This is a genomic window from Allotamlana fucoidanivorans (genome assembly GCF_006265225.1).
Lineage (GTDB): Bacteria > Bacteroidota > Bacteroidia > Flavobacteriales > Flavobacteriaceae > Allotamlana > Allotamlana fucoidanivorans.
In genome coordinates, this window is sequence record NZ_VDCS01000002.1 from 46411 (window position 1) to 69257 (window position 22847).

Genomic DNA, 22847 nt, shown 5'->3' on the forward strand with positions numbered 1-22847 from the left:
AATCATTCAAATGTAGATAAAAATCCATGAAATACCAATTATTTCGATAAAATACTTAATTTTTAACAATTTGTCGAAAATTTCTATCGATGAAATACATGTATTCAGAAAAAAATTATCTACAAGCTTAGAGGTATTTACAAACAAAAAGAGCATCAAATTGAAAACATTTTCAACTTAATACTCTCAATAAATAAATTATATAAATTGGCGACCTTACTTCCTACTCTATCTAAATTCATTATATTGATGCAACGATTTCATGATTTCTTCATAAAACAATATGGCTGCTATCAAATTTCTGGTATCTGAATAAGGTAAATACTGTTGGTGAAATTCTAATGTGTTTTCTAAATAACCTTCAGTATTATCAAACTGATCATCAAGCGCTTTTCTATTGTCATTTGTTTCAGGAATACCTAAGGTTGTCATAGTAATTCCAGGCTTGGTAGCAAAAGCAATGTACGGCAAAGTACTGGTAAGGACCTCGTTTCTTTCTGTATAAAGCGATACCAATTCACCTTTAGACATGCGCTCTAACTCTTCTTTATTATGATACTTTTTTATCGTTACTTTTTCGCTAATTATGCTTTTAGGTCCTTTGTCTTTTTTTTGTGCAAATGCAAAGCCAGTTACCAAAAAAAGACTAAAACTTAATAAAATAATTTTCGTTTTCATAAGTATAATTTAGGGATGTACAGCAAATTTATGTAATTAAACGAAAAAAACAAGCGTTTTGTCGAATTTTTTAAAACATTTTACAAATATGTAAGCGAATACAACATATTTAAAGACAAGAGTGCTCTTATCATTTTTAAATACCCTTCCTAAAAGCATATTAGCTCATAACTTTAAGTTGTTAAATATCAATAGTTTACACGAAAATATCGTTTTTTTAAATAGGCTAAAATAGCTACTAGACATACAATTGCGATAATTACATATATAAACTTAGGAATAGGTAAAGGATCACCAGCCGCATAGCTATGTAGACCAGATAAGTAATAATTTACACCAAAAGAGGTCATTATTATTGAACTAAAAGCAAAAACACTTGCTACATTTAAAACATATTTACTTTTTAAACTAGGTATTAGCCTTAAATGTAAAACCACGGCATATACAATAATACTTATAAGTGCCCAGGTTTCTTTAGGATCCCAAGCCCAATAACGCCCCCAAGATTCATTAGCCCAAATACCTCCTAAAAATGTTCCTACAGAAAGAACAAACAGCCCAATAGTCATGGAAATTTCATTTATATAGGTAAGCTCTTTAATACGAATATCAATTTCTTTCTTTGTTTTCTTTGTTTTAAAAATCATTAATAACAAAGCCATAAATCCTAATACAGCCGAAAGTGCTAATGGCGCATAACTGCTAACAATAGTTGCTACATGAATTTTTAACCAATACGATTTTAAAACAGGCATAAGGTTTGTGATTTCCGGGCTCAACCAATCAAGGTAACTTACAAAAAGTAAGGCACCTGAAAATAAAGTGGCTAATGGTAACGAAAAATCAGACTTCCTAAAGGTTAATAAGCCGCATAGCAAAAGTACCCAGGCCACAAAAACTAACATTTCATAACCATTACTCCAAGGCGCATGCTGTGCCACATACCATCTCAATATGATGTTGCCAGTAAAAAGCAAGAAAGTAATGAGACTAAGCAAAACCAATATTTCCCAAAAAATATTAATCCATTTCTGTTTTGAAAATATTTTTAGAATAGCTAATACTAACAATAAACCTCCTAAAGAGAAACATATTTGAAACAACCAAAAGTTCAAATTGAGTTGGTTATACCAAAGTTCAGCTTCAACACGCTTTTTGCTAGGAATAATATCTTCACCTATAACATCTTGAAATGTTTTGATGTATTCTAATTTTTCACTGGCCTCAATCCATCGTTTAGCATTGACGTCTTTAAAATATGCTGGTATTATTTGCTGAGCAAACTTTGCATCTTCTTCAGGGAAATCTTGAAAATGATGTGTTTGGCTGTGCCATTTATTATTAGCATCATTACTATTGGGAAAGACTTTAAAATAATTACCAGAAAATACATTATACAGAATGTTGAATCGTTCATCAACTTTAATAATCTCCTTGTCAAGCTCATTTCTTTCTGCTGGTTTTTTTTTATTTGCTTTTTCTACAGCCTCCCCTAATAAATATTTTCCGTTGGCATCAAGTAGGTCTGTAAATGCCACTAAACCATCTTCACTAACCTGAAGATTTTCAAAAAGCCCGCCGCCCTTTTTAACATCTACTTTTATAATGGGAATAAACTGCCAAATATTAGTAGCTGCTTGCATACCCAAAAATGCTTGATTTGCCGAATAGGTGATGTGTTTTCCGTTGTGAGTAAATTTAAAGTAAGGCTTTCGCGAAAGCTTTCTTAAAAACTCTGATGCCAAGGTATTCATTGGTTTTATTCTACCATCTAAATCTTGTACCATCAATCGTCCAAACATGTCAGCATGTTGTTCGTCTATTTCAAGTTGCTTGAGCGTTTCAATATTTATAGTAGGTGCTTCTGATTGTCCGAACGAAACCCATGTAACACATAAAAATATGAGAACTAAAGTGACTTGTTTTTGCTTTAATGCCTTAAGTTTTGAATTTATTACATGAAACCTTGAGGACTTCCCAAAAAGCGTAAAGAACATACCAACCATCATTAAAAAATAGCCTAAATAGGTAATATTAGTACCTAGAGCGTCATAATTAACGGCCAATACAGTACCTTGTTCATCTGTGTCATAACTGGCCTGAAAAAAGCGGTATCCTTTATAATCTAAAACATTATTCATAAAGATGCGGTAAGGCATTTGTTCGTCATTATCAATCACCGTTACCTCGCTAGCATAGGCTGAAGGGCTGGTAGAGCCGGGATAACGTTCTAGCTGAAAATCGTCTAGCTGAATTGCAAAAGGTGTTTTAATAGGTTCTGCGCCATATGAAAGGATTACTTTAACGCCATTAACAATAACCTCATGGTTGGTAGGCAAAAAACCTTCCTTATAAATTAGTTGTACTTCTTTTTCTTCATCGCCAACGCTTACATTTATTAGCAAGGTGTCATCTTTCTGCTTATCATTGTCTTTAGGTTTCTCTGCTCCGCTGACAAGTACCACTTTGCCTTTTGGATGATAAGACAAGGGTACAAATGAAACATCACCATCTCTGTACAGTGTTCTAAAGTTAAGAGGATACAGGCTATCTTTTTTTATGGTGCTAGCCGCTTCAGTAGCCATTACAAACGTTGCTAAATCCCTAGGAGACTTGATTTTAAATGTGTCATTATCATTCATAACATTGATGATGCCTTGTTTTTCAACACCAAAACCAAGTTTTCTATCATGCTGTCCTAAAACTTTAATGTCACCTTGTTTTAAAAAGACTGTTTCTCTACCATGTCCAAAGGAAACCACCATTTGAATGGTAGGCACTCCGTTGTCTACATCATCTTCTATTTGAGTAACAGCATCTGCTACGAATTGCTTATAAGAAATATGAACTGGTTTATCATTAAAACTAGAAACCAATTCAAAATCATTATCACTAAGTGGCGAAAAACTTAATTTTTTTCGAATGGAACGTGATGTATTTCCTTCAGTTAAATGAGCGTGCAGATAATTATCGGTTGATATAATGGTACTAGATGTTGCACCTTCTCTAATGCGCATAACCCCACTATAAGAGGCATAACGTGTTATTCCAGCTCCTATTAATACAACAATAAAAGCAAGATGAAACATGAGTAAAGCCCACTTTTCTAATCGCCAAAGTTTGTATTTAAAAATATTCATTAAAAAGCTAAGGCCTAAACCAAGCATCACTATTTCAAACCACCAAGCATCATAAATCATTTTCCAGGCAGTGGCTGTTCCAAAATCATTTTCAATAAAGGTAGCTGTAGCCATTGCAATGGCAAAGGTTACCAGCAGTAGTACAGCCAACTTTGGTGACGCGAAAAATCGGTACACTTTATTCATACATCTTTGTATTATAAACTAAAAGATACCTTAAACAATTAAGGTATCTTTTACTCATGCTTTTTTTTATTATGTAATCAAGGCTAGTTTGCAGCTGAAACCGCATTTATAGGCATTTTATCTTCACGTTCTTTTGCTGCCTCTAACCATTTAGGTAATAAATTCTTTTTAAACTCGGCTTTCTCTGCTCTTAGTTTTTCCATATCTAAGCCAATGTATTCTTGAGCTTTCTCTTTTGAAGAGATGTCTGGCATATCCACTGGTGCATTGTGCCCTAGTTCAGCTAATAATCTGGCTAATTTTACTCGTGCTTCTTGCGCAATCACCAATCCGCTACCAATAACTCTACCTATTTCTACTGGAGAATGGAATGATGCGCCATGTGCTGCCGCAGAGTAATCCCAGCGCCATTGGCCATGGCGAATATCAGTTAGTATAGGTTTCATTTGCTCTTCTGTAGCTCCTAAATCCCAGCATTTTTTAGCTTCAATATGTGCCTTTACTAATAGGTCTTCTAATTTTAAACGATTCTCGGTAGCCTTACGCTGTCTATCATAAACATTAGCAATTAATTTATTCGATTCCTCTCTATGACAAACCTGACAAGCATTTGAGGTATTATTTAAAGGCGATTGAATATGGTGATCTGTAAACTTTTGTCCACCTTCACTCTTGTAAGGCATATGACAATCTGCACATGAAACACCTCTATCTGCATGAACACCCGTGGTAAATGTTTCGTAACCTGGATGCTGTGCTTTTAGCATAGGTGCCTTACTTAACTTGTGTGTCCAATCTTTAAACTCAATATTATCGTAGTAAGCCTCCATATCTTCAACAGTCATACCATCTTTCCAAGGGAACACCAAATAAGGGGTGCCCTCTTTTCCTGGTAAATTACTATTGAAATAATACTCAACATGACATTGCGCACACACTAAAGAACGCATTTCATTATGGGTAGCTTGATTGATATCTTTACCCATAGATTCAAAGGCTTCTACCAGTGCAGGTCTGCTAATACGTAGTTTCATTGTTTCTGGGTTATGACAATCAGCACAGCCAATAGGATTTACAATTTCCTCACCTTTATCAGCCCATTTACCACTATAAAATTCTTTTATACCAATCTCATTCATTAAACGTGGAACATCTGGACTTTTACAGGTCCAACACGTAGCTGGCATTGGTCCGTCTCCTTTTCCTTTTGGACCTCCTGTTCTTAATGTATTGTGAATATCTTCAACAGCATAAGCATGTCCTCTACCTTGATTATAATCTTTAGAGAATCCGTACCCTGCAAATAATACGACTAAATTGGGGTCTTCTTCTAAAACATCTCGCATAGCAGAACCTCCTTGCATAGAAGCAAATGTTGTGTCTAATGTTTGCAAATAGGATTGATACTCTAGAGGGAAATTTTCTCCCCAGACTTCATTTCTTGGTTCGTTCTCTGCAATATTAACTTGAGGAACATATTTGTACTTCGCTTCAGATTTTCGGTTTACAATACTGGAAGCCAATAATCCTAAAAGAAATACCACAATAACGGTTACGATAAATAATACTTTGTTTTTCATCTGCTATACTTTGTTAGTCTTTAATCTGCTCTTGCATCCATTCAGGAATTACAAGTTCATCTTCTTGGTCTGTGGGTAAGGGTGCTACGTTAAATTTAATTGTTGATAAACCATGAACTTTTCCATGCGGTACTTGCTTGTGACAACTCCAACATTGGCGTCCGGTTCTATTATCTCTATGGTCTTCTATCCAACCATCATATTTTGTTTGGGTAACCTGCTGAACATGGCAGCGAATACAATTTTGTTGCACCACTTCTTGTGAGGCCTCTTTCATTTTAATCACATCAGGTTCTGCTCTCAAAGTAAAAACAGAAGCATGATACATCCCATCTTTGGCTTTGAAATAATATTTATTAAAAACATTATCGTGGGGTACGTGACAATCATTACATTTTGCCCATTCACGATGAGAACTATGCATCCAACTGTTATAAACTGGTGTCATTACATGGCAATTTACACAAGCCTGAGGATCATCAGACATATATGATAGAATCTTAGATTCTCTCGCCATGAACAAACCTAAACCAACTATAACCGCAATGAAGAAAACCGCGGTGGTTCGCCATCTGGATGTCTTTGGTGGTAATATTTCTTTTTTACGCTTCAATATTATTCGCTATAGTTTTATAAATAACAACGCGTACCTTTATCACTTGGACTCATTACCAATGACTTAAAAAACCGAATAAAAAATAGGTGGAAATTCAAGGTTAATTAGCGTTAGTTAAAGTAAAGTTAAAATAATTTATTTATTCTCACAACACATGCAAATATATTTCTTCCCTTTTTTTTGAAACATAACATTTGTCATACTTTTCTACTTTAATTAAAAAAGTTTTTTATAATAATCATCAGCCATTCTATACGTAGTAAATTCGGGAATCACATCATTCATAGCAGTAAATACAATATCTTGCCATTTATCTGGTTGATTATAGTAGGTAGGTATGACACGGTCTTCTAAAATTTTATACAAATTTTCTGTGTCTAACTTATCTTGATCCCAAATAGGCATTTTATAATCTAAAGCGGGAAGCACAAAACAATTCTCTCCATCTTTTTCAAACTCAGGAATCCACCCATCATTAGTTGACACATTTACCGAACCATTCATAGCAGCCGTCATACCACTTGTTCCAGATGCTTCACGGGTTATTCTTGGTGTATTTAACCAGACATCGGAACCACACTTTAATTTTCTAGATAAATCTATTTCATAACCAATAAGTACGGCTAAATTTGGTTCGTATTTAGAATTATGCACTAAATGATTAAATGTGTTGATGGCATCAAAATCAAACGGATAAGGTTTGCCTGCCCAGATAATTTGAATAGGTCTATCCTGATTATGTATGAGTCTTTTAAATCTATCAAAATCATGAAGTAATAAATCGGCTCTTTTATAGGCGGCAAAGCGTCTTGCCCATACTACAGTTAATACATTTGGATTAAAATCCTTGCCTGTTTGCTTTTTTACTTCAAGGAATAATTCTTGTTTTAATTCAAGTTTTCGGGCTTTATAGCTATTAGAATCTTTATTAATCCAAGCTTCCTTTATTTTGTCATCATGCCAAAATTTTTGATTCTGTGCATTTGTAATGGGAATAATATCACAAATACCGTCATAGTCTTTCCACATATCATTGGCCACTTTGGCATGTAGTTTTGATACCCCATTCGCTTTTCTTGACATCCTGAGTGCTGAAATAGTGTAATTGATCATGCCGCCGTTTACCATTTCTCTCTGTAATTCATCATCACTTAAGGTACGCCCAAAAAAGCCACATCTGTTTAAATGCCGTGCTTCTCGTTCTTCATTACCTGCCTTTTCGGGTGTATGTGTAGTAAAAACCATTTGATCTTTAGTGATTCCTCTATCTCTTAAGTAATAAAACGCAGGTAACGCATGGCCTTCATTTAAATGATAGGTGTCTGCTCCTCCCAAAGCCTCTACAACTTTAGCACCTCCAATTCCTAAAACAATACTTTGAGACACCCGTGTTACTGGATTTCGGTCATATAAATGATTAGTTATGGTTCTTGATAAATGATCATTGCCATCAACATCGGTACTTAAAAAGTACATAGGAACCGTACCAAAAATCTCAGGTTTTAAAATATAGGCTCTAACCTTTACATACGGGTTATCATGAAGCTTTACCTCTACTTCAATTCCTGTGTCTTCTAAAAAATCAAAGTGCTTTTCATTGAATTCTGTACGCAACGTTTGATCTTCATTTCTTGCCTGATCATAGTAACCATACTTCCATAGCATACCAACACCGATCATGTTTTGTTTTAACTCATAACCTGAGCGCATATGCGATCCCGCCAGAAAACCAAGACCTCCAGAATATATGTTAAAGGACTGATGAATACCAAATTCCATACTAAAATAGGCTACTTTTTTGCTATACTCAGGGTTAGGTTCATAGGGATGATACCAGGTTGTATACTCTTTATTCATGATTCAAATGTTTTATGCAGTAAACTTAGCCAAAAGAAGTTAATTGATTATATGATAAATATCATCATAACACTATTTTAATATTAAGTTTATAAGAAAAGATTTTCTATAAGACCAATGACCTTAATCTCATTCTATGAAATCAAATAGTCTTTTTTAGAAATTAACGGATAAATTTTTAGTGGTCAATTAATTCAATAGTTCCAATTCAACTAACTCACAAGCCATATCGGTACGATGAAGCCCACTAACTTTAAACAAAGCATTAAATCCGTTTGATTTATCAGGAAGTTTATCTTGAAACTCCTTAAGCCATTGATTTTTGGTAAATAGTTCTAAGGTTGCAATAACACCAATATCATTATTAGAAACAAAATAAAATCTACATGTATTATGATTTGACCAAACACATGAAACCATGGCGTATTCTACCTTACTATTTCTCTTAAATATTGTATTATAAACCTTATTTACGCCATCAAAATCATATTTAAAACCATCCTTGTAAATTGAAAATACGTTACTTTCTTTTAGAAAAAGGGATTTAGAAACATTCATAGTTTTAAATTGACCTATAAAAATAACATGGTTGTCCTGAAAATCATCAAACTTCAAATCACTTTCTAATTGAAGGTTAAACTCACTATTGTTTTTATTGAACCAATCACTAAGTATTTTTGTGCCATAAGGTGCCATTTTACTCATCAAAGTAAAATCAGTGTTTTCAATATTTTCTTCAGGGTTCTTATTCTTATATTTCAATAAATCTTCATCACTGTTTATTTCTTTAAATAGAGTTGCTTGATCTATGCCGTTGTGATTTATTTTCATAACGACATATTGATCTGAAATGACAACCATTTTTGCTGCATCTGAATTAAATATATCACCCCAAATCTTTGAAGTAGGTTGTAGTAATACATTTAAAGCGAAACCCATCAAAACAATTAACGCTACTGAAATTATTAAAATTTTAAGATAGCTTACTGGAATATCAATTGAAGTTAATAGCTTATGTCCTTTATTATATACTTTAGGCGTTATAAAACTAAGGTTATATTGTCCTTTTTTTATCTCGAAAACTAGGTCTGGTTTAATAGTTGGATCAGCATAATAGGCGCGTAATTTTTTTCTAAGCTTAAACATATGTGAACGAACTATACCATCGTTTTTATCGTCAATGTAGTTTTTAGGAAAGAGCTCATAACCAATGGTGTATTCCTTTACATCTTCATGGTTAATGGCTTTATTTACTAAATAACTAAGGAGACTAATACTTGAAGAAGATTTTACAAAAATTGGATGCCGACAAATGTCTTTTAAACAAGTTTCAATATCCTTTTTATCCACTTCAGTATTCATAATTTAAATAGTGATATTTTTACAATCTATCTTATATAATTCATAGTACTTTATATATAAATATTCCTGCTTTTAACTATTAAAACACAGTGGAATTAACTGTTTTACAGATACATTTGCTATTTAAGTCTACACCTTTTTTTAATCTTGTAATGCTTTAGTAAGTATTTATTTTTCGGAAAAGATACTTAGAATTATAAAAAACAACCATATATATAGCAAGAATAAAATGAAGTGCATTTTAAATTATCTTATTATTCTATGTTCTTTTACAAGCAACATAACCCACGCCCAAGTTTGGAAAAATCCTAATGAAAGTATTAACAACCGTGTTAATGATTTGATTTCAAAAATGACTTTGGAAGAAAAAATTGGTTATTGTGGATCAAAAATACCTGGTATTGAGCGGTTAGGAATTCCTGATTATGAATGGTATGGTGAAGCGCTTCATGGTATTATTGCATGGAATTGTACACAGTTTCCTCAAAATATAGCTATGGGAAGTACCTGGAACCCTGACCTGATGTATGAAGTAGCCACAGCCATTTCAAATGAGGCGAGAGCATTAAAAAATATAGGAGAGAAAGAGGTTATGATGTTTTCCCCTACCGTTAACATGGCTCGTGATCCTAGGTGGGGACGAAACGAAGAGTGTTATAGTGAAGATCCATTTCTTATGTCTGAAATGGCACGGATGTATGTAAGAGGCATGCAAGGTAATGATGAACACTATTTAAAAACAGTAACTACAGTAAAACACTTTGTGGCAAATAATATAGACTATAAAAGAGAACAAATACATTCTTATATCAATAAAAAAGATTTATATGAATATTACTTTCCCGCCTATAAAACCTGTATTGTTGATGAAGAGGCCACAGGAATTATGACCGCTTTAAATGGACTTAACGGTATTCCTTGTTCTGCTCATCATTGGCTTGTTAATGGGGTTTTAAGAGAAGAATGGGGCTTTAAGGGTTATGTTATTGCCGACTGGGCAGCAGTACAAGGTATCGAAACCAACATGAACTACGCCAAATCACAGCCAGAAGCAGCTGCTATGGCTATTAAGGCTGGTGTAGACCAAGAGTGTTTCAGAAATAACAAACGTTATGCCCCTATGGTTGACGCTTTAAAACCTGCTATTGAACAGGGATTAATCACAGAAGAAGAATTAGACAATACTGTAAAGAGGCTTATAAGACTTCGTTTTAAAACAGGCGATTTTGATGATGCTAAGTTAAACCCTTATTCCAAAATACCTAAAACAGTTTTAGAATGTGATGCACATAAACAACTGGCTTTAAAAGCTGCCGAGCAATCCATAGTGCTGTTGAAGAATGATAATGTTCTTCCTTTAAAGAAAGACATCGAAAGCATCGCCGTTATCGGTCCGTTTGCAAACAAATGTTGGATGGGTATTTACTCAGGGTTTCCTAAAAATAAAATTAGTCCTTTAAGTGGCATACAAAATTATGCAGATACCAAAGTAAGTTATGCTGAAGGGTGTTATGTAAACACACATTCAGATGATGACATAAAAATAGCTGAAGCTGTTACCCTAGCTAAAAAATCAAAGCAAGTAATTCTTGTTGTTGGAAATGATGAAAGTACTTCAACAGAAAATGTTGATAGAAAATCTTTAAAACTACCAGGAAATCAACATAAACTAATTAAAGCTGTTCAAAACGTAAACCCTAATGTCATTCTTGTTTTAGTGCCTAGTGGGCCCACGGCAATTGCATGGGAACAAGATTATATTCCTGGTATTATCTGTGCTTGGCCAAATGGTCAAGAGCAAGGTACAGCTTTAGCCAATGTATTATTTGGAAATGTAAACCCTAGTGGAAAGCTAACCTCAACATGGTATAAATATGATGAAGATTTACCCGATTTTTACGACTATAATATTCAAACAGGTCGAACCTATATGTACTATAAAGGGGAAGCACTTTACCCTTTTGGATACGGATTAAATTATTCTACATTTAAAATAAACGAGATTTCTACTAGTAACTCCTATTTAAAAAGAGGTGATTCACTTATGGTTTCGGTCAGTATATCTAATATTGGAAAAATGGATGGCGAAGAAATAATACAGGTTTACATAAAGGATGTACAGTCAACACAGATAACCCCAATGAAAGCACTTAAAGGTTTTAAACGTGTGCATGTTGCCGCGGGACAAACAAAAAATGTTGAAATACCAATTCCATATGAAGCCTTTTCTCATTTTGATGTTTCAAAAAATAACTTTGTTGTTGAAGCTGGTGTATTTAAAATTATGGTAGGAAATTCAAGTGTGAATACCAGTTTTATCAAAGAGCTAAATGTTGAAGGCGGGGAAATCCCAAAAATTAAAGTTGGTCAAAAAAGTGGTTATTTTAATACTAACAACCCTAATAGACAAGGAAAATGGGACGATATTTATGAAGATAAATCCTTTTTAACAGCAAATGAAGACTTGAACCAAGATGAATCTGGAATTCTCTTTAATACAACCTTTAATGATCCTGGGTTTTATGTTAACACTTGGGATGCCGAAATTATTTATGAATTAAACAGTCCTAAATCAGAATTTACTTTGATGATGCTATCCAATGAAATTGAGACCTATAATGTAAATGAAAATAACTCCAAGTCTGGAAAGCTTTCTATAAAAATTCCAATTCCACCAGAATACGGAAAAGAGGTTACCCTAAAAGCAATTATAACACAAGGCCATTTAAGCCTCAAGTCAATTAAAATAATACCTCCTAACGATATTAAACCCTACTATATTTACCCACAGAAACAATAACTAATTATACCTATACTAAACTATGAAAATCCCAATATATGCAAGTGTAATAATATTAATGTTTCTTTTACCCAAAAGCCTAATTGCTCAAGCTTTGGGGTATAATAATAATCGAATTGCAATAAGTGCTGATGGTAATAATCAAGCAGATTTTCATCCTGAGGCTCGTTGGCCAAGAGCTGACCCTGATGATTGGGGAGGAACACCAGTGGCTTTATCTTTAATAGCCAAGTTGTCAAAACAAGACAAACTTGTTCATTTTTCTTACAATAACTTTATTGCTGCTCCAAAACACACATCTGAAACTAATTACATGGCAGATGGTGTTAACGGAGCTATTACACGCTGGAACTATGATGCTTCGCGATTTTTTGATGTACCAGAAAACCCTGAAACCGCTATTAAACATTTAGCCTCTGAAATTTCCAAATCTACTGCCCAAGATCCATTATACTTCATTCATATGGGACCCTCAGAATTTTTCTATTTAAGCATAAAGCATGTAATTGAAAATGGAAATATAGAGGCATTGAACCATGTATATGTTATTTCGCATAGCGGCTATAATGATAACCATTTAAGACGTAAATCACATCATACCATGAATCAAGCAATTATCCTTAGTGAAAATCGTATAAAGTATAAAAAAATAAAAGATCAAAACGCTTGTAACATACCAGACAAACTTTGGTGTTCAGGAACTAACTTTACTCCTTTTCATTGGATGAGAGATCATAACGATGAAGGTATTCAATGGTTGTATAGTCGATTACATTTTCATCCAGATAAAAGAGGAGCAGATGTTTCTGATGCGGGTATGGTATATTATCTTTTATTAGGTGATGAGGATGGTAATTTGACCAAGTTAAAATCCTTGTTTAATAATGGTATTCTTGAAAAAAAGAAGGTTGAAGAAAAAAATGGATTATTGGTTTTTGAAGCTGAACGATTTAATATTAAGGGTAAATGGAAATTAGGGTTCCATTCAAGTGCTTCTAGCGGCAAATTTATTTATTATGATGGGGCCAACGCCTATGAAAAACCAGATGTTAAAAATAAAATTTCATATACCTTCAAAATAAACACTCCGGGCAATTATACCGTTAAATGGGTGATGCGACAACCTAAGGATGAGCGAGGAACGGATAAGGGTAATGATGCTTATGTTTATCTATCTGATGATATAGGATTTGCTGGATCACATAACCTAACCCAGTATGAAAAATTTTATGGTAGAAGTCAAAATGACTTTGTTTTAAATGGTGTTGCTGAAGTAAAAACAGACCATAAGTGGTTAACAGCAAAATTCAAAAAGCCTGGAGAATATACCATTAATTTGATTGGTAGATCTCATGGGCTTCAAATTGATAGAATTGTAATGTTTAAGGATTTAACTTTAGAACAAGTAGAAAGTCAAATTAAAGAAATAACTGAGACATCAAAGTAGATTTGGACGAGGGTAAAATGCTATATGAACTTTTTTTAACAGGATTAACTACAGCATATTAGTTACTTTCCGATACAGAAATTAGCAAATATATTGCCTAGTAAATCATCGTTTGTAATTTCACCTGTAATTTCTCCAAAATAATATAATGCCTGACGGATATCTATGGCTAACAAATCACCTGACAATCCAGATTCTAAACCATGTTTTACTTTTTTTATCTCATCTAAAGCTTTAAGTAATGAGTCATAATGTCTTGTATTTGTAATAATTGTGTCGTTATTTCTTAAAGCGCCGGTATTTACAAAGCTTAGCAATTTTTCTTTCAAGGACTCTACACCTAATCCTGTCTTTGCAGACAGTAGTTCTACTTCTTTTATTTGAGATTTCAAATTATGGGTTTCAACTTCATTAAGTTTATCGACCTTGTTGGCAATTATTATGAGTGGTTTTTGAGGATATTTATTTTTTATTTTTTCTATTTCTACAATCAAATTTTTAAGCATTTCTTCTGAAGTACTACTTTCTAAGGCATCAAACAGATAAACGACAACTTGAGCTTGATCAATTTTTTCAAAAGTTTTTTTGATTCCAATACTTTCTACTACATCTTGTGTTTCTCTAATTCCAGCCGTATCTATAAATCTAAACCCAATACCTCCAATAGAAATCTCATCTTCAATGGTGTCTCTTGTGGTTCCAGCAATATCAGAAACAATAGCACGTTCTTCATTTAGTAATACATTTAAAAGGGTAGATTTACCCACGTTAGGTTCTCCAACTATGGCTACAGGAATCCCGTTTTTAATTACATTTCCAACAGCAAATGAATCAATTAAACGCTTTAACACAAAACTAATACGTTCTGTTAATTCTTTAAACTGTGTCCTATCCGCGAATTCTACATCTTCTTCTGCAAAATCAAGTTCCAGTTCTATTAAAGAAGCAAAATTTAAAAGTTCTTCACGCAGTTTGGCAATTTCAGATGAAAAGCCACCACGCATTTGTTGCATCGCTACTTGGTGCGATGCTTCATTATCTGAAGCAATTAAATCAGCAACAGCTTCTGCCTGGCTCAAATCTAACTTTCCATTTAAAAATGCACGTAATGTAAATTCTCCTGCAGATGCCATTCTACATCCTTTTCTTAAGAAGAGTTGAATAATTTCTTGTTGAATATAGTTTGATCCATGACAAGACACTTCAACCACATCTTCACCTGTATACGAATTAGGGTTTTTAAATACCGACACCAAAACTTCATCTATTGTTTTCAATCCATCAACAATATGACCTAAATGAATGGTATGGGTGTGTTGATTGCTAAGATGCTTATTACTTTTTACTGACTTAAAACATGTGTCAGCAATAGCGATGGCTTTCTTGCCGGACAGGCGAATTATAGCTATAGCTCCTGCACCTGCAGGTGTTGCCAATGCAACTATGGTATCTTGATTTATCATGCAACAAAAATACTAAAAATGCCTGCTGAAATTATTAATACTTGTACTGAAATCTAATGCTTATTAAGCCAAATCCATATAAAAGACAATAACTTATAACTTGACAAACCCTAGACAAAAATCATTTGTTATAGTATAATCAAGATTTATGCTCCTCTACAAAAGTGCATACTACTATTTTTACATAAAATTTTAATTCTTATTTAAATAGCATGTTGAAAAATCATTTTTTATTTATAACAATATTAAGCCTTTTTATATTCTCATATTCTTGCAGTAAGAGCGATGACAATAACCAAGAGCCTGAAAAAGAAATAGACGAAACACCTCCTACCATTACTTGTATGGACAACATTCATGTGACCATTGCTGTTCACAGCGATGGCACCGAAGTGAATTATGATACTCCAGTAGGAACAGACAACTATTCGGGAGCAAAAACAAAACAGACATCTGGTTTAGCCTCTGGTTCAAAATTTCTTTTAGGAACAACAACCAATACCTTTGTAGTTACAGACGCTGCTGGGAACGAATCCTCATGCAGTTTTGATGTAATTGTGTCATATCCTGAAGAAAACATGCCATATTCAGTTGATGGGCTATCTGCTGCCCCTGTGGGAAAAAAATGGATTAAGGTAGAAGAATTATCGGATGAATTTAATGGAGCTGAATTTGATGACACAAAATGGCACAGAGATCCTGCATCAGACCCCTTTGGTTGGTACGGACGACCTCCTGCTCTATTTGAATCTGACAATGTAAGTGTTAACAATGGATATCTAAATATTACAGTTGAAAAGTTCGATTCTCCAAAAACTGTGAACAATAAATCATGGACTTATGGGGGTGCTATTTTACGTTCAAAAAGCAAAGCGAAATATGGACAGTATTATGAGTGTAGAATGCAGGCTAATAAAACAGTCATGTCTTCAACATTTTGGATAGCATACCCTCAAAATTGTACTACTGGGCCTATAAGAAAGCTTGAATTGGATATTCAAGAATGTGTAGGGCGTATTCATGAAGGTACACATAGTTGGGCTTCCAATTTTGCAAATATTTATGCATCAAATACTTGGAGACATGATAGAGCATGTGACACTGAAGTTGATGGTGCAAAGCAATCCCCTGCTAAAACAATACTAAACGAGAAAAACAATTCCAGATTTTTTGTCTATGGATGTTGGTGGAAATCTCCAAATGAAATGATATTCTATCTTGATGGAAAACAAACACATACCATAACAAACCCTCCTGCAGATTTTGATATTGAAGGATATATTACCATGGCTATTGAAACCTATGATTGGAACCCTATAGATAGTAATAATGATATTATTGCAACAGGTTCTATCGATGATAGAACGACCAAATATGATTGGGTAAGAACATGGAAATTGGAAGACCAATAGAACATGACCACAAACTTTTAACAAAAAAGGCTTAACTATAGCAGTTAAGCCTTTTTTATTTATTAAATAATTACCTGAAATTATGCTCTATAATGCTTTGAAAACAAACATAATGCGCTAAACGCTACAGAAGATAAACACCATCTGATTTTATATCTATCTTTTTTTGTTTATACAGATTTCCAATCGCTTTTTTAAAATTCTTTTTGCTCATTTGCAAAACCTCTTTAATGGCTTCTGGGTTCGATTTATCATTAAGAGCCATAAAACCGCTATTATCTTGAAGTTCTTGAAGTATACGCGCAGCATTGGGTTCAATATTTCTATACCCTACTTGCCCTAAAACAATATCTAATTTATTTCCAGGACGAATTTTTTTTACAATCCCTTTTAGTTTATCACCTACACTTAAATCCTGAAAAATATTGTCTTTATAAATTAAACCCGCATGTTTTTTATTCACTATGACGTTCATGCCAATATCAGAAGGATGCGACACAATTAAGTCTACCTCATCAAATTGATTTACAGTTAGGTTTTTATTATTTAAAAATCTATTGGTTTTACTTGAGGCGACCAAACGGTCTGTTCTCTCATCTAAATAGCAATAAACAAGGTACCACCCACCTGGTTTCATTTTAAAAGCCTGCTCTTTAAAAGGGCAAAACAGTTCTTTTACTAATCCCCAGTCAAGAAATGCACCAAATTCAGTCACCTGATTACATCGCAACAAACCAAAGTCTCCACATTCTATAAAAGGCATGTCTGTTGTAGCCACTGGTCTTTCTTCATTATCTAAATACACAAAGACCTTTATCTTATCCCAAATTTTAAATTGCTCTGGAACATATCTGTTAGGCAGAAGAACCTCGTTGTTGTCTTCATCAACTAAATATATGCCGTGATCTGTTTCACGGAAAATTTCCAATGTATTTATTTCTCCTAATTTTATCATGCGGCAAAGGTAATGATATTCAAGAAAGTTACATTTTATTTAAAACTAAAAAAGCGACACGTAAATGTGTCGCCTTTTATAGTCTCAGTGTATACTAATAAGCTGATTCTTTACCAAAATGCTTGGTTAGTAAATAATATACCACAGCTCTGTATTTATTTCTATTTGATTTTCCATATTGTTCCATGACAGCTGCAATACCCTCATCTAAATTATCTCCTTCACTTAAACCTAGCTTTTTAATAAGGAAATTATTTTTTACCGTTTCAAGTTCTGATTCATCTGATCCTGATACGGTAGAAGCATCTGCATTATATATTGATGGTCCGCAACCCACAGTCACTTTGGTTAATAAATCCATATCGGCATCAATACCACATTTGTCTTTTAAATCTGCCGCGTATTTAACAATAAGTTCGTCTCTTTTACTCATAATACATTTTTGTTTTAAAATTAGTGAATGATTAATAACTGTTTTAAAGATACTAATTTTAAGAAACAGCTAGGACCAAAAAGTCACAATTTTATTACCTAATAAATTCAAAATACTCTAAAAGAATTTTATCATTTAACGTTCTAGGTGTGAATACTTCTAATACTTTAGGCGAATTACTTGATGTATAAAATAAGTTGAGGGCCTTAGCGAGGTCAGTTTCATTTGACACACTTTCATAGTTTAACCCATACATGTTACAAATATGTTCGGCTGTTAAAGAATGACTCGTTTCAAAATATGTGTCGAAATTTTCAGTGTTTTTTTGCCCTGGTAAGATTCTAAAAATACCGCCCCCTTGATTATTCACTACAATAACGCGGAAATGTGATGGAATATAATTATTCCAAAAGGCATTGCTGTCATAAAAAAAGCTTAAATCACCAGTAATAAACAAAACAGGTTTTTCACTAGCCACGGCGCACCCAATAGCCGTTGATGTACTCCCATCGATGCCACTAGTACCTCTATTACAATACACTTCAATGTCCTTTTTCACCTTAAATAATTGCATATAACGGATAGCCGAACTATTACCTGACTGCAAAATATAATGTTCTGGAACCGATTTTAAAATCTCACTAAACACTTTAAAATCTGAAAAAGGAATATTGTTAACATAAGCTTTGTGCCGTTTCAATCGGTACTGCTTTAGTGCCAGCCAGGTTTCTTTGTACCTGCTTTTTACATAGTGAGTTATTCTTGGTAAAAACGTTTCAAAGAATATATTTGGAGCTATCTCAAAATGATTATTTAAACAAAAGAAGGTATCATTTGCTGCTTTCTCATCAATATGCCAATGATGTTTGGGTTTATGTTTTCGTAGTAATTGCTTTATTTTTTTTGATACTATTAATCCACCAAACGTAACCAAAATATCTGGAGACAGCGCTTTTTGTTCTTCGTCTGTTAATGGTGCTATAAGCTGGTCTATACTCGGAAAAAAGTTTGAATGATGTAAATTTGATGTGGTTTCAGTTAACACAATCACACTATCATCTTCGGCAAGTTCATCTAACCATTTTTTTTCAAATTCAGAAGGCCCAAGAACACCAACCAATATCATTTTCTTTGATGCCGAATTCCAATCTTCTAAAGCAGATTGCAAAACATAATCTTCTATTTTTGATGGTTTAACCGTTGAATCAATATTTCTAGGCGATACGCTAATTTTATCAACAAGTTCATACAGCGGTTCATCAAAAGGAATATTAATATGCACAGGGCCCTTCTTAGAAATTGCGGTATTTATGGCTGTATTAATACCTTCCTCATTATAGGTTTGAATATCTTTCTGTAAACCCAAAAATCGTTCAAATTTATCTTCTAAATTCTTGAAAATTGGTAGCTCTTCATGACCCGGAATATTCATTTCATCTTTTAAATCGAGCTTTAAATTAGCAGAGAATAAAATATGATTTTCAAAAACATAGCGCTGATTAATGGTTTGACCATCGCCAATACCTATTAAATGTTTAGGTCTGTCTGCCGATAGAACAATTAATGGTATATCACTGTAAAAAGCCTCCGCTACGGCTGGATAATAATTCAACAAAGCACTACCAGATGTACAAACCACAGCCACAGGTTTTTTTAATTTCTGAGCAATTCCTAAGGCAAAAAACGCCGCACAGCGCTCATCTACAATGCTATAGCAATTAAAATATGCATCATTTGAAAAGCCTATGGTTAACGGTGCATTTCTACTGCCTGGAGAAATAACAATGTGTTTTAATTCTTTGGTTTTACAAAGCTGAATAACGGTTTGAGCGAGTGGAATTTTTGGGTATTTCATGAAACTATAATCAATTCCCCAAAAGTAATAAATAGGCTAATTATAGCGCCTTTTTTATAACTAAAGATTTAGCTACCGTTTCCTGCCATTCTTTTTCAGCATTCGAGTTTTCAGTAATTCCTCCACCTACATAAATAGTTGCTTGATTTTCTTGGATTTGCATACAACGTAAATTTACATAAAGCTGGGTGCTTTTTTTAGTCATGGCATAAGCTCTATTTTCTATATTTCGAACCCTACCTTTAGGCGCCAAAATAATATGTGCATTAAGCTCTCCTAAAAAGCCAGTATAAAACTCACGTTTATAATGTTCATTCTGCAAAATAAATGTCTTAGCAACTTCCTTAGGAACGCCACAAACAGCTGGTGTAGGATGAATAGTATTAATAATAGATTGTAAGGGGATATTATCTTTTAACCTTGCAGACACCATAGTTTTTAAATGTACCAAATGACCTGCTTTAACCGTTTCAACATCAGATAACTTGATACTGTCCGTGACCGATTTTAAATTATCAACAATATAATCAGTGACGTATTGTTGTTCCTTTTTTTCTTTGTTCTGCCATTCTACCTCTAATGTCCCCTGATATTCTTGCGTGCCAGCCAACGCCATCATAGAAAAGTTTTTACCTTCAATCTTAAGTAAAGTTTCTGGCGTGGCACCAAGCCATAGGCCAACTTTAGGGTGAAACCAACAATACACAAAAGCAGCGTTATAAGTCTTCAAAAGTTTTTTAAAGGTGGTTATAAGATTGAATTCATCCAGATGTTTTGTTTCTTTTCTTGAAAGCACAACCTTTTTTAAACTGGTTGATTTAATGGCTTTTATACCTTGATTAACCAAGTGTATGTGTTGTTTTCTTTCAAATTGATTTTCATACATATGATGTTCATCAAAGGCAATATGCTCATTAAACTCTAAGTCTACTTCTTCAAAATCAGAACAACTTGAGGGTATTAAAACGGTTTGTTCCTGAGCATTAAAAGGGGAAAAAACAAAACCAGATTCAGAAAAATCACTTGTGCAATGTAAGTCTGACGTATTTTGAAACCTACCAAAAACTTTAGTTTGTTTTGGCTTTCTATACATTACAAATGGTAATTGATTGCCGAAATGATTTTCAACCTTTTGAAAAAACTTTCCTAAATTCATTATTACTTTTTAGGTAAAGAGATTGTAGTGAGTTTACACAAAGAAATTAAATTATCATCATCATCTGTAACTCTTATATTCAAAAGCTGGGTGGTTCTGCCTTTGTGTAAAAAATTCGCTTTTGCAAAAACATAACCGTCCTTTACACTTTTTAAATGATTTCCAGACATTTCAATACCACGAACAAAAAACTTTTCGACATCTATAAAAATATGTGAAGCAAAACTACCTACACTTTCAGCTAGGGCAAAAGTAGCTCCTCCATGTAACACACCATCTACTTGATGATTTTTGGAGCTAACAGGCATTCTGGCTACTAAAAAATCATCACCAAAATCAATTATTTCAATTTCAAGCGTTTCCATTAATGTATTCTTACAAAGCGTATTGCATTGTTCTAAAACATCTTTTTTAGATAATTTCATATAGAATTCGTCTTTTAATTGAGCTGCTAAAGTACAAAAAGCATAAATAATTATTTTAAGTTTCGCTTTCAATTAAGGATTTTTATATTGCCGCACTTTAATGCAATAATTTGTGGAGATGACCTATTTAGAAAATCAACGCGTAAAATTAATAACACTTAATTTATCAAATTACCTACAGGTTTCTAAGATTGCTATGCAAAAGGATTTGGTTCAATTTTCTCCAAGTAAAATAGATAGTCCTGAAGATTTCAAGAGCTATGTTGAACAAGCAATAGCTGATGGTTCAAATAACACTGCTATTCCTTTTTTGATTTATGACAAACAAGCTAATGCCTATGCGGGAAGTACGCGCTTTGGAAATATGCATTGGAAAAATAAAGTTTTACATATTGGGTGGACATGGATAGGCAAACAGTTTCAAGGCACAGGATTAAATATTCATGTGAAGTTTTTGATGCTTGAGCATGCATTTGAAACACTAAATTTTGATAAGGTAGAATTTAGAGTGGATGAACGTAATAGTCGATCAAGAAAAGCGGTAGAAAAACTAGGAGCTACTTTAGAAGGCATTTTAAGAAAAGACACTCTGATGCCTGACAGTTTTAGAAGAAATACCTGTTGCTATGGTATATTAAAGGAAGAATGGCTCGTGGCTAAAACACATATTTTAAAACATCTTCACTCTAAATAAGACTACCACAATTCAAAACCATACGTGGCTTGAATTGTGGTAGTTTTAAATTATAGAAAACAAAGATTTGAGGTTATTTTTTATCGCCATCTTTTTTAAACTGTCCTAAAACTTTTTTTGCATAAGGCCCAGCAACTTGTGAAGCAGAATCTGGGTCTGTAATACTTGACGCCACAACTGCTACTAACTGACGATTATCTGTTCTATCTAAATCATAAATCACCGTTTCTAATTTATAAATATCAGACTCATACGTTCGTTGCGAACTAGGAATATAACTACCACCAAAACCATAAGGCGAATAGAATGCCCCATAATAGCGACCAAAACCGCCATAATAACCATAATACATAGGATAATAGCCCCCAGTTACGTAACCTCCTGACTCTTGAGTAACCATTTCTGTTTTTACATCTTTCACCACAGTTAAAACAATGGTTTCAAAACCATCCTTTTTAAACCTACTTACCTGACCATCAATCTGCTCGTCAGTTAGTTTTTCATTAAGTTTAATATCAGGATATTGGTTATAACTAGCTACGGCATTGATCCCCTCAGTCTTTAACTTACTTACTATTTCTTGCTCAAATAATTGTCTAGATGCTAAATCATCCATTCTTGCCATCACCAGCATTTTATCCCCTTTGATATCTCTCACGTCCGGTGCACTCCAACTATCTGTAACACTAATTGATGGTCCACAATTATGAAGAGCTAACGTTAGAATAAATAATGTAAAAATTTGCAACTTTCTTTTCATGATAATGTAATTTTAAATTTTTCTGTTA

At 33.6% G+C, this 22847-nt stretch carries 17 protein-coding genes; 4 read left to right on the plus strand and 13 right to left on the minus strand.

What is annotated here, in order from left to right:
* Positions 1-228: 228 nt before the first annotated feature.
* The 6 genes from FGF67_RS01845 to FGF67_RS01870 all read right to left on the minus strand — a co-directional run bounded on the left by FGF67_RS01845 (position 229) and on the right by FGF67_RS01870 (position 9419).
* Positions 229-678, minus strand: coding sequence for a hypothetical protein (locus FGF67_RS01845; RefSeq protein WP_139694761.1), 450 nt, complete (start codon positions 676-678; stop codon positions 229-231).
* Between the two features lie 188 nt (positions 679-866).
* On the minus strand, positions 867-4004 hold the full coding sequence (gene ccsA, locus FGF67_RS01850; RefSeq protein ID WP_139694762.1) for a cytochrome c biogenesis protein CcsA: 3138 nt from the start codon (positions 4002-4004) through the stop codon (positions 867-869).
* 83 nt (positions 4005-4087) lie between these two features.
* Positions 4088-5584 carry an ammonia-forming cytochrome c nitrite reductase gene (gene nrfA / locus FGF67_RS01855; protein ID WP_139694763.1) on the minus strand — a complete coding sequence of 499 codons (1497 nt, stop codon included), beginning with the start codon at positions 5582-5584 and terminating at the stop codon, positions 4088-4090.
* Between the two features lie 13 nt (positions 5585-5597).
* The gene (nrfH, locus tag FGF67_RS01860; protein WP_139694764.1) at positions 5598-6197 is read right to left on the minus strand and encodes a cytochrome c nitrite reductase small subunit; all 600 of its coding nucleotides are present in this window, start codon (positions 6195-6197) and stop codon (positions 5598-5600) included.
* A gap of 219 nt (positions 6198-6416) precedes the next feature.
* Positions 6417-8057, minus strand: a complete 1641-nt coding sequence (gene glgP / locus FGF67_RS01865) for an alpha-glucan family phosphorylase (RefSeq protein WP_139694765.1) — start codon at positions 8055-8057, stop codon at positions 6417-6419.
* 189 nt (positions 8058-8246) lie between these two features.
* On the minus strand, positions 8247-9419 hold the full coding sequence (locus FGF67_RS01870; protein WP_139694766.1) for a hypothetical protein: 1173 nt from the start codon (positions 9417-9419) through the stop codon (positions 8247-8249).
* 229 nt (positions 9420-9648) lie between these two features.
* On the opposite strand from FGF67_RS01870, the gene FGF67_RS01875 reads away from it, so the two are divergent.
* Together FGF67_RS01875 and FGF67_RS01880 are read left to right on the plus strand one after the other, a co-directional pair.
* Positions 9649-12219, plus strand: coding sequence for a glycoside hydrolase family 3 C-terminal domain-containing protein (locus FGF67_RS01875; protein WP_139694767.1), 2571 nt, complete (start codon positions 9649-9651; stop codon positions 12217-12219).
* 22 nt (positions 12220-12241) lie between these two features.
* The gene (locus FGF67_RS01880) at positions 12242-13666 is read left to right on the plus strand and encodes a hypothetical protein (protein ID WP_139694768.1); all 1425 of its coding nucleotides are present in this window, start codon (positions 12242-12244) and stop codon (positions 13664-13666) included.
* Positions 13667-13728: 62 nt separating this feature from the next.
* On the opposite strand, the gene mnmE is transcribed toward FGF67_RS01880, so the two are convergent.
* Complete coding sequence (gene mnmE, locus FGF67_RS01885) at positions 13729-15129, minus strand: tRNA uridine-5-carboxymethylaminomethyl(34) synthesis GTPase MnmE (protein WP_139694769.1); 1401 nt, start codon at positions 15127-15129, stop codon at positions 13729-13731.
* A 212-nt stretch (positions 15130-15341) separates the two neighbouring features.
* Here mnmE and FGF67_RS01890 point away from each other — a divergent pair, with 212 nt between their 5' ends.
* Positions 15342-16541: an HYR domain-containing protein gene (locus tag FGF67_RS01890; protein ID WP_139694770.1), complete on the plus strand. Its 1200-nt coding sequence runs from the start codon at positions 15342-15344 to the stop codon at positions 16539-16541.
* A 124-nt stretch (positions 16542-16665) separates the two neighbouring features.
* Here FGF67_RS01890 and FGF67_RS01895 read toward each other — a convergent pair whose 3' ends face one another.
* The 5 genes from FGF67_RS01895 to FGF67_RS01915 all read right to left on the minus strand — a co-directional run bounded on the left by FGF67_RS01895 (position 16666) and on the right by FGF67_RS01915 (position 21365).
* Positions 16666-17496, minus strand: a complete 831-nt coding sequence (locus tag FGF67_RS01895) for a CvfB family protein (protein WP_139694771.1) — start codon at positions 17494-17496, stop codon at positions 16666-16668.
* A gap of 94 nt (positions 17497-17590) precedes the next feature.
* Positions 17591-17929: a DUF2853 family protein gene (locus FGF67_RS01900; protein ID WP_139694772.1), complete on the minus strand. Its 339-nt coding sequence runs from the start codon at positions 17927-17929 to the stop codon at positions 17591-17593.
* Positions 17930-18023: 94 nt separating this feature from the next.
* A complete protein-coding gene (gene menD, locus FGF67_RS01905; protein WP_139694773.1) occupies positions 18024-19784 on the minus strand; it encodes a 2-succinyl-5-enolpyruvyl-6-hydroxy-3-cyclohexene-1-carboxylate synthase in 1761 nt (586 codons plus the stop codon).
* 40 nt (positions 19785-19824) lie between these two features.
* Positions 19825-20940, minus strand: a complete 1116-nt coding sequence (locus tag FGF67_RS01910) for a chorismate-binding protein (RefSeq protein WP_139694774.1) — start codon at positions 20938-20940, stop codon at positions 19825-19827.
* A 2-nt stretch (positions 20941-20942) separates the two neighbouring features.
* Positions 20943-21365: a PaaI family thioesterase gene (locus tag FGF67_RS01915; RefSeq protein ID WP_139694775.1), complete on the minus strand. Its 423-nt coding sequence runs from the start codon at positions 21363-21365 to the stop codon at positions 20943-20945.
* Between the two features lie 118 nt (positions 21366-21483).
* On the opposite strand from FGF67_RS01915, the gene FGF67_RS01920 reads away from it, so the two are divergent.
* Positions 21484-22059, plus strand: a complete 576-nt coding sequence (locus FGF67_RS01920; protein WP_139694776.1) for a GNAT family N-acetyltransferase — start codon at positions 21484-21486, stop codon at positions 22057-22059.
* A gap of 73 nt (positions 22060-22132) precedes the next feature.
* Here the strand turns inward: FGF67_RS01920 and FGF67_RS01925 are convergent, their stop codons facing one another.
* Complete coding sequence (locus FGF67_RS01925; protein WP_139694777.1) at positions 22133-22819, minus strand: hypothetical protein; 687 nt, start codon at positions 22817-22819, stop codon at positions 22133-22135.
* Positions 22820-22847: the final 28 nt, after the last annotated feature.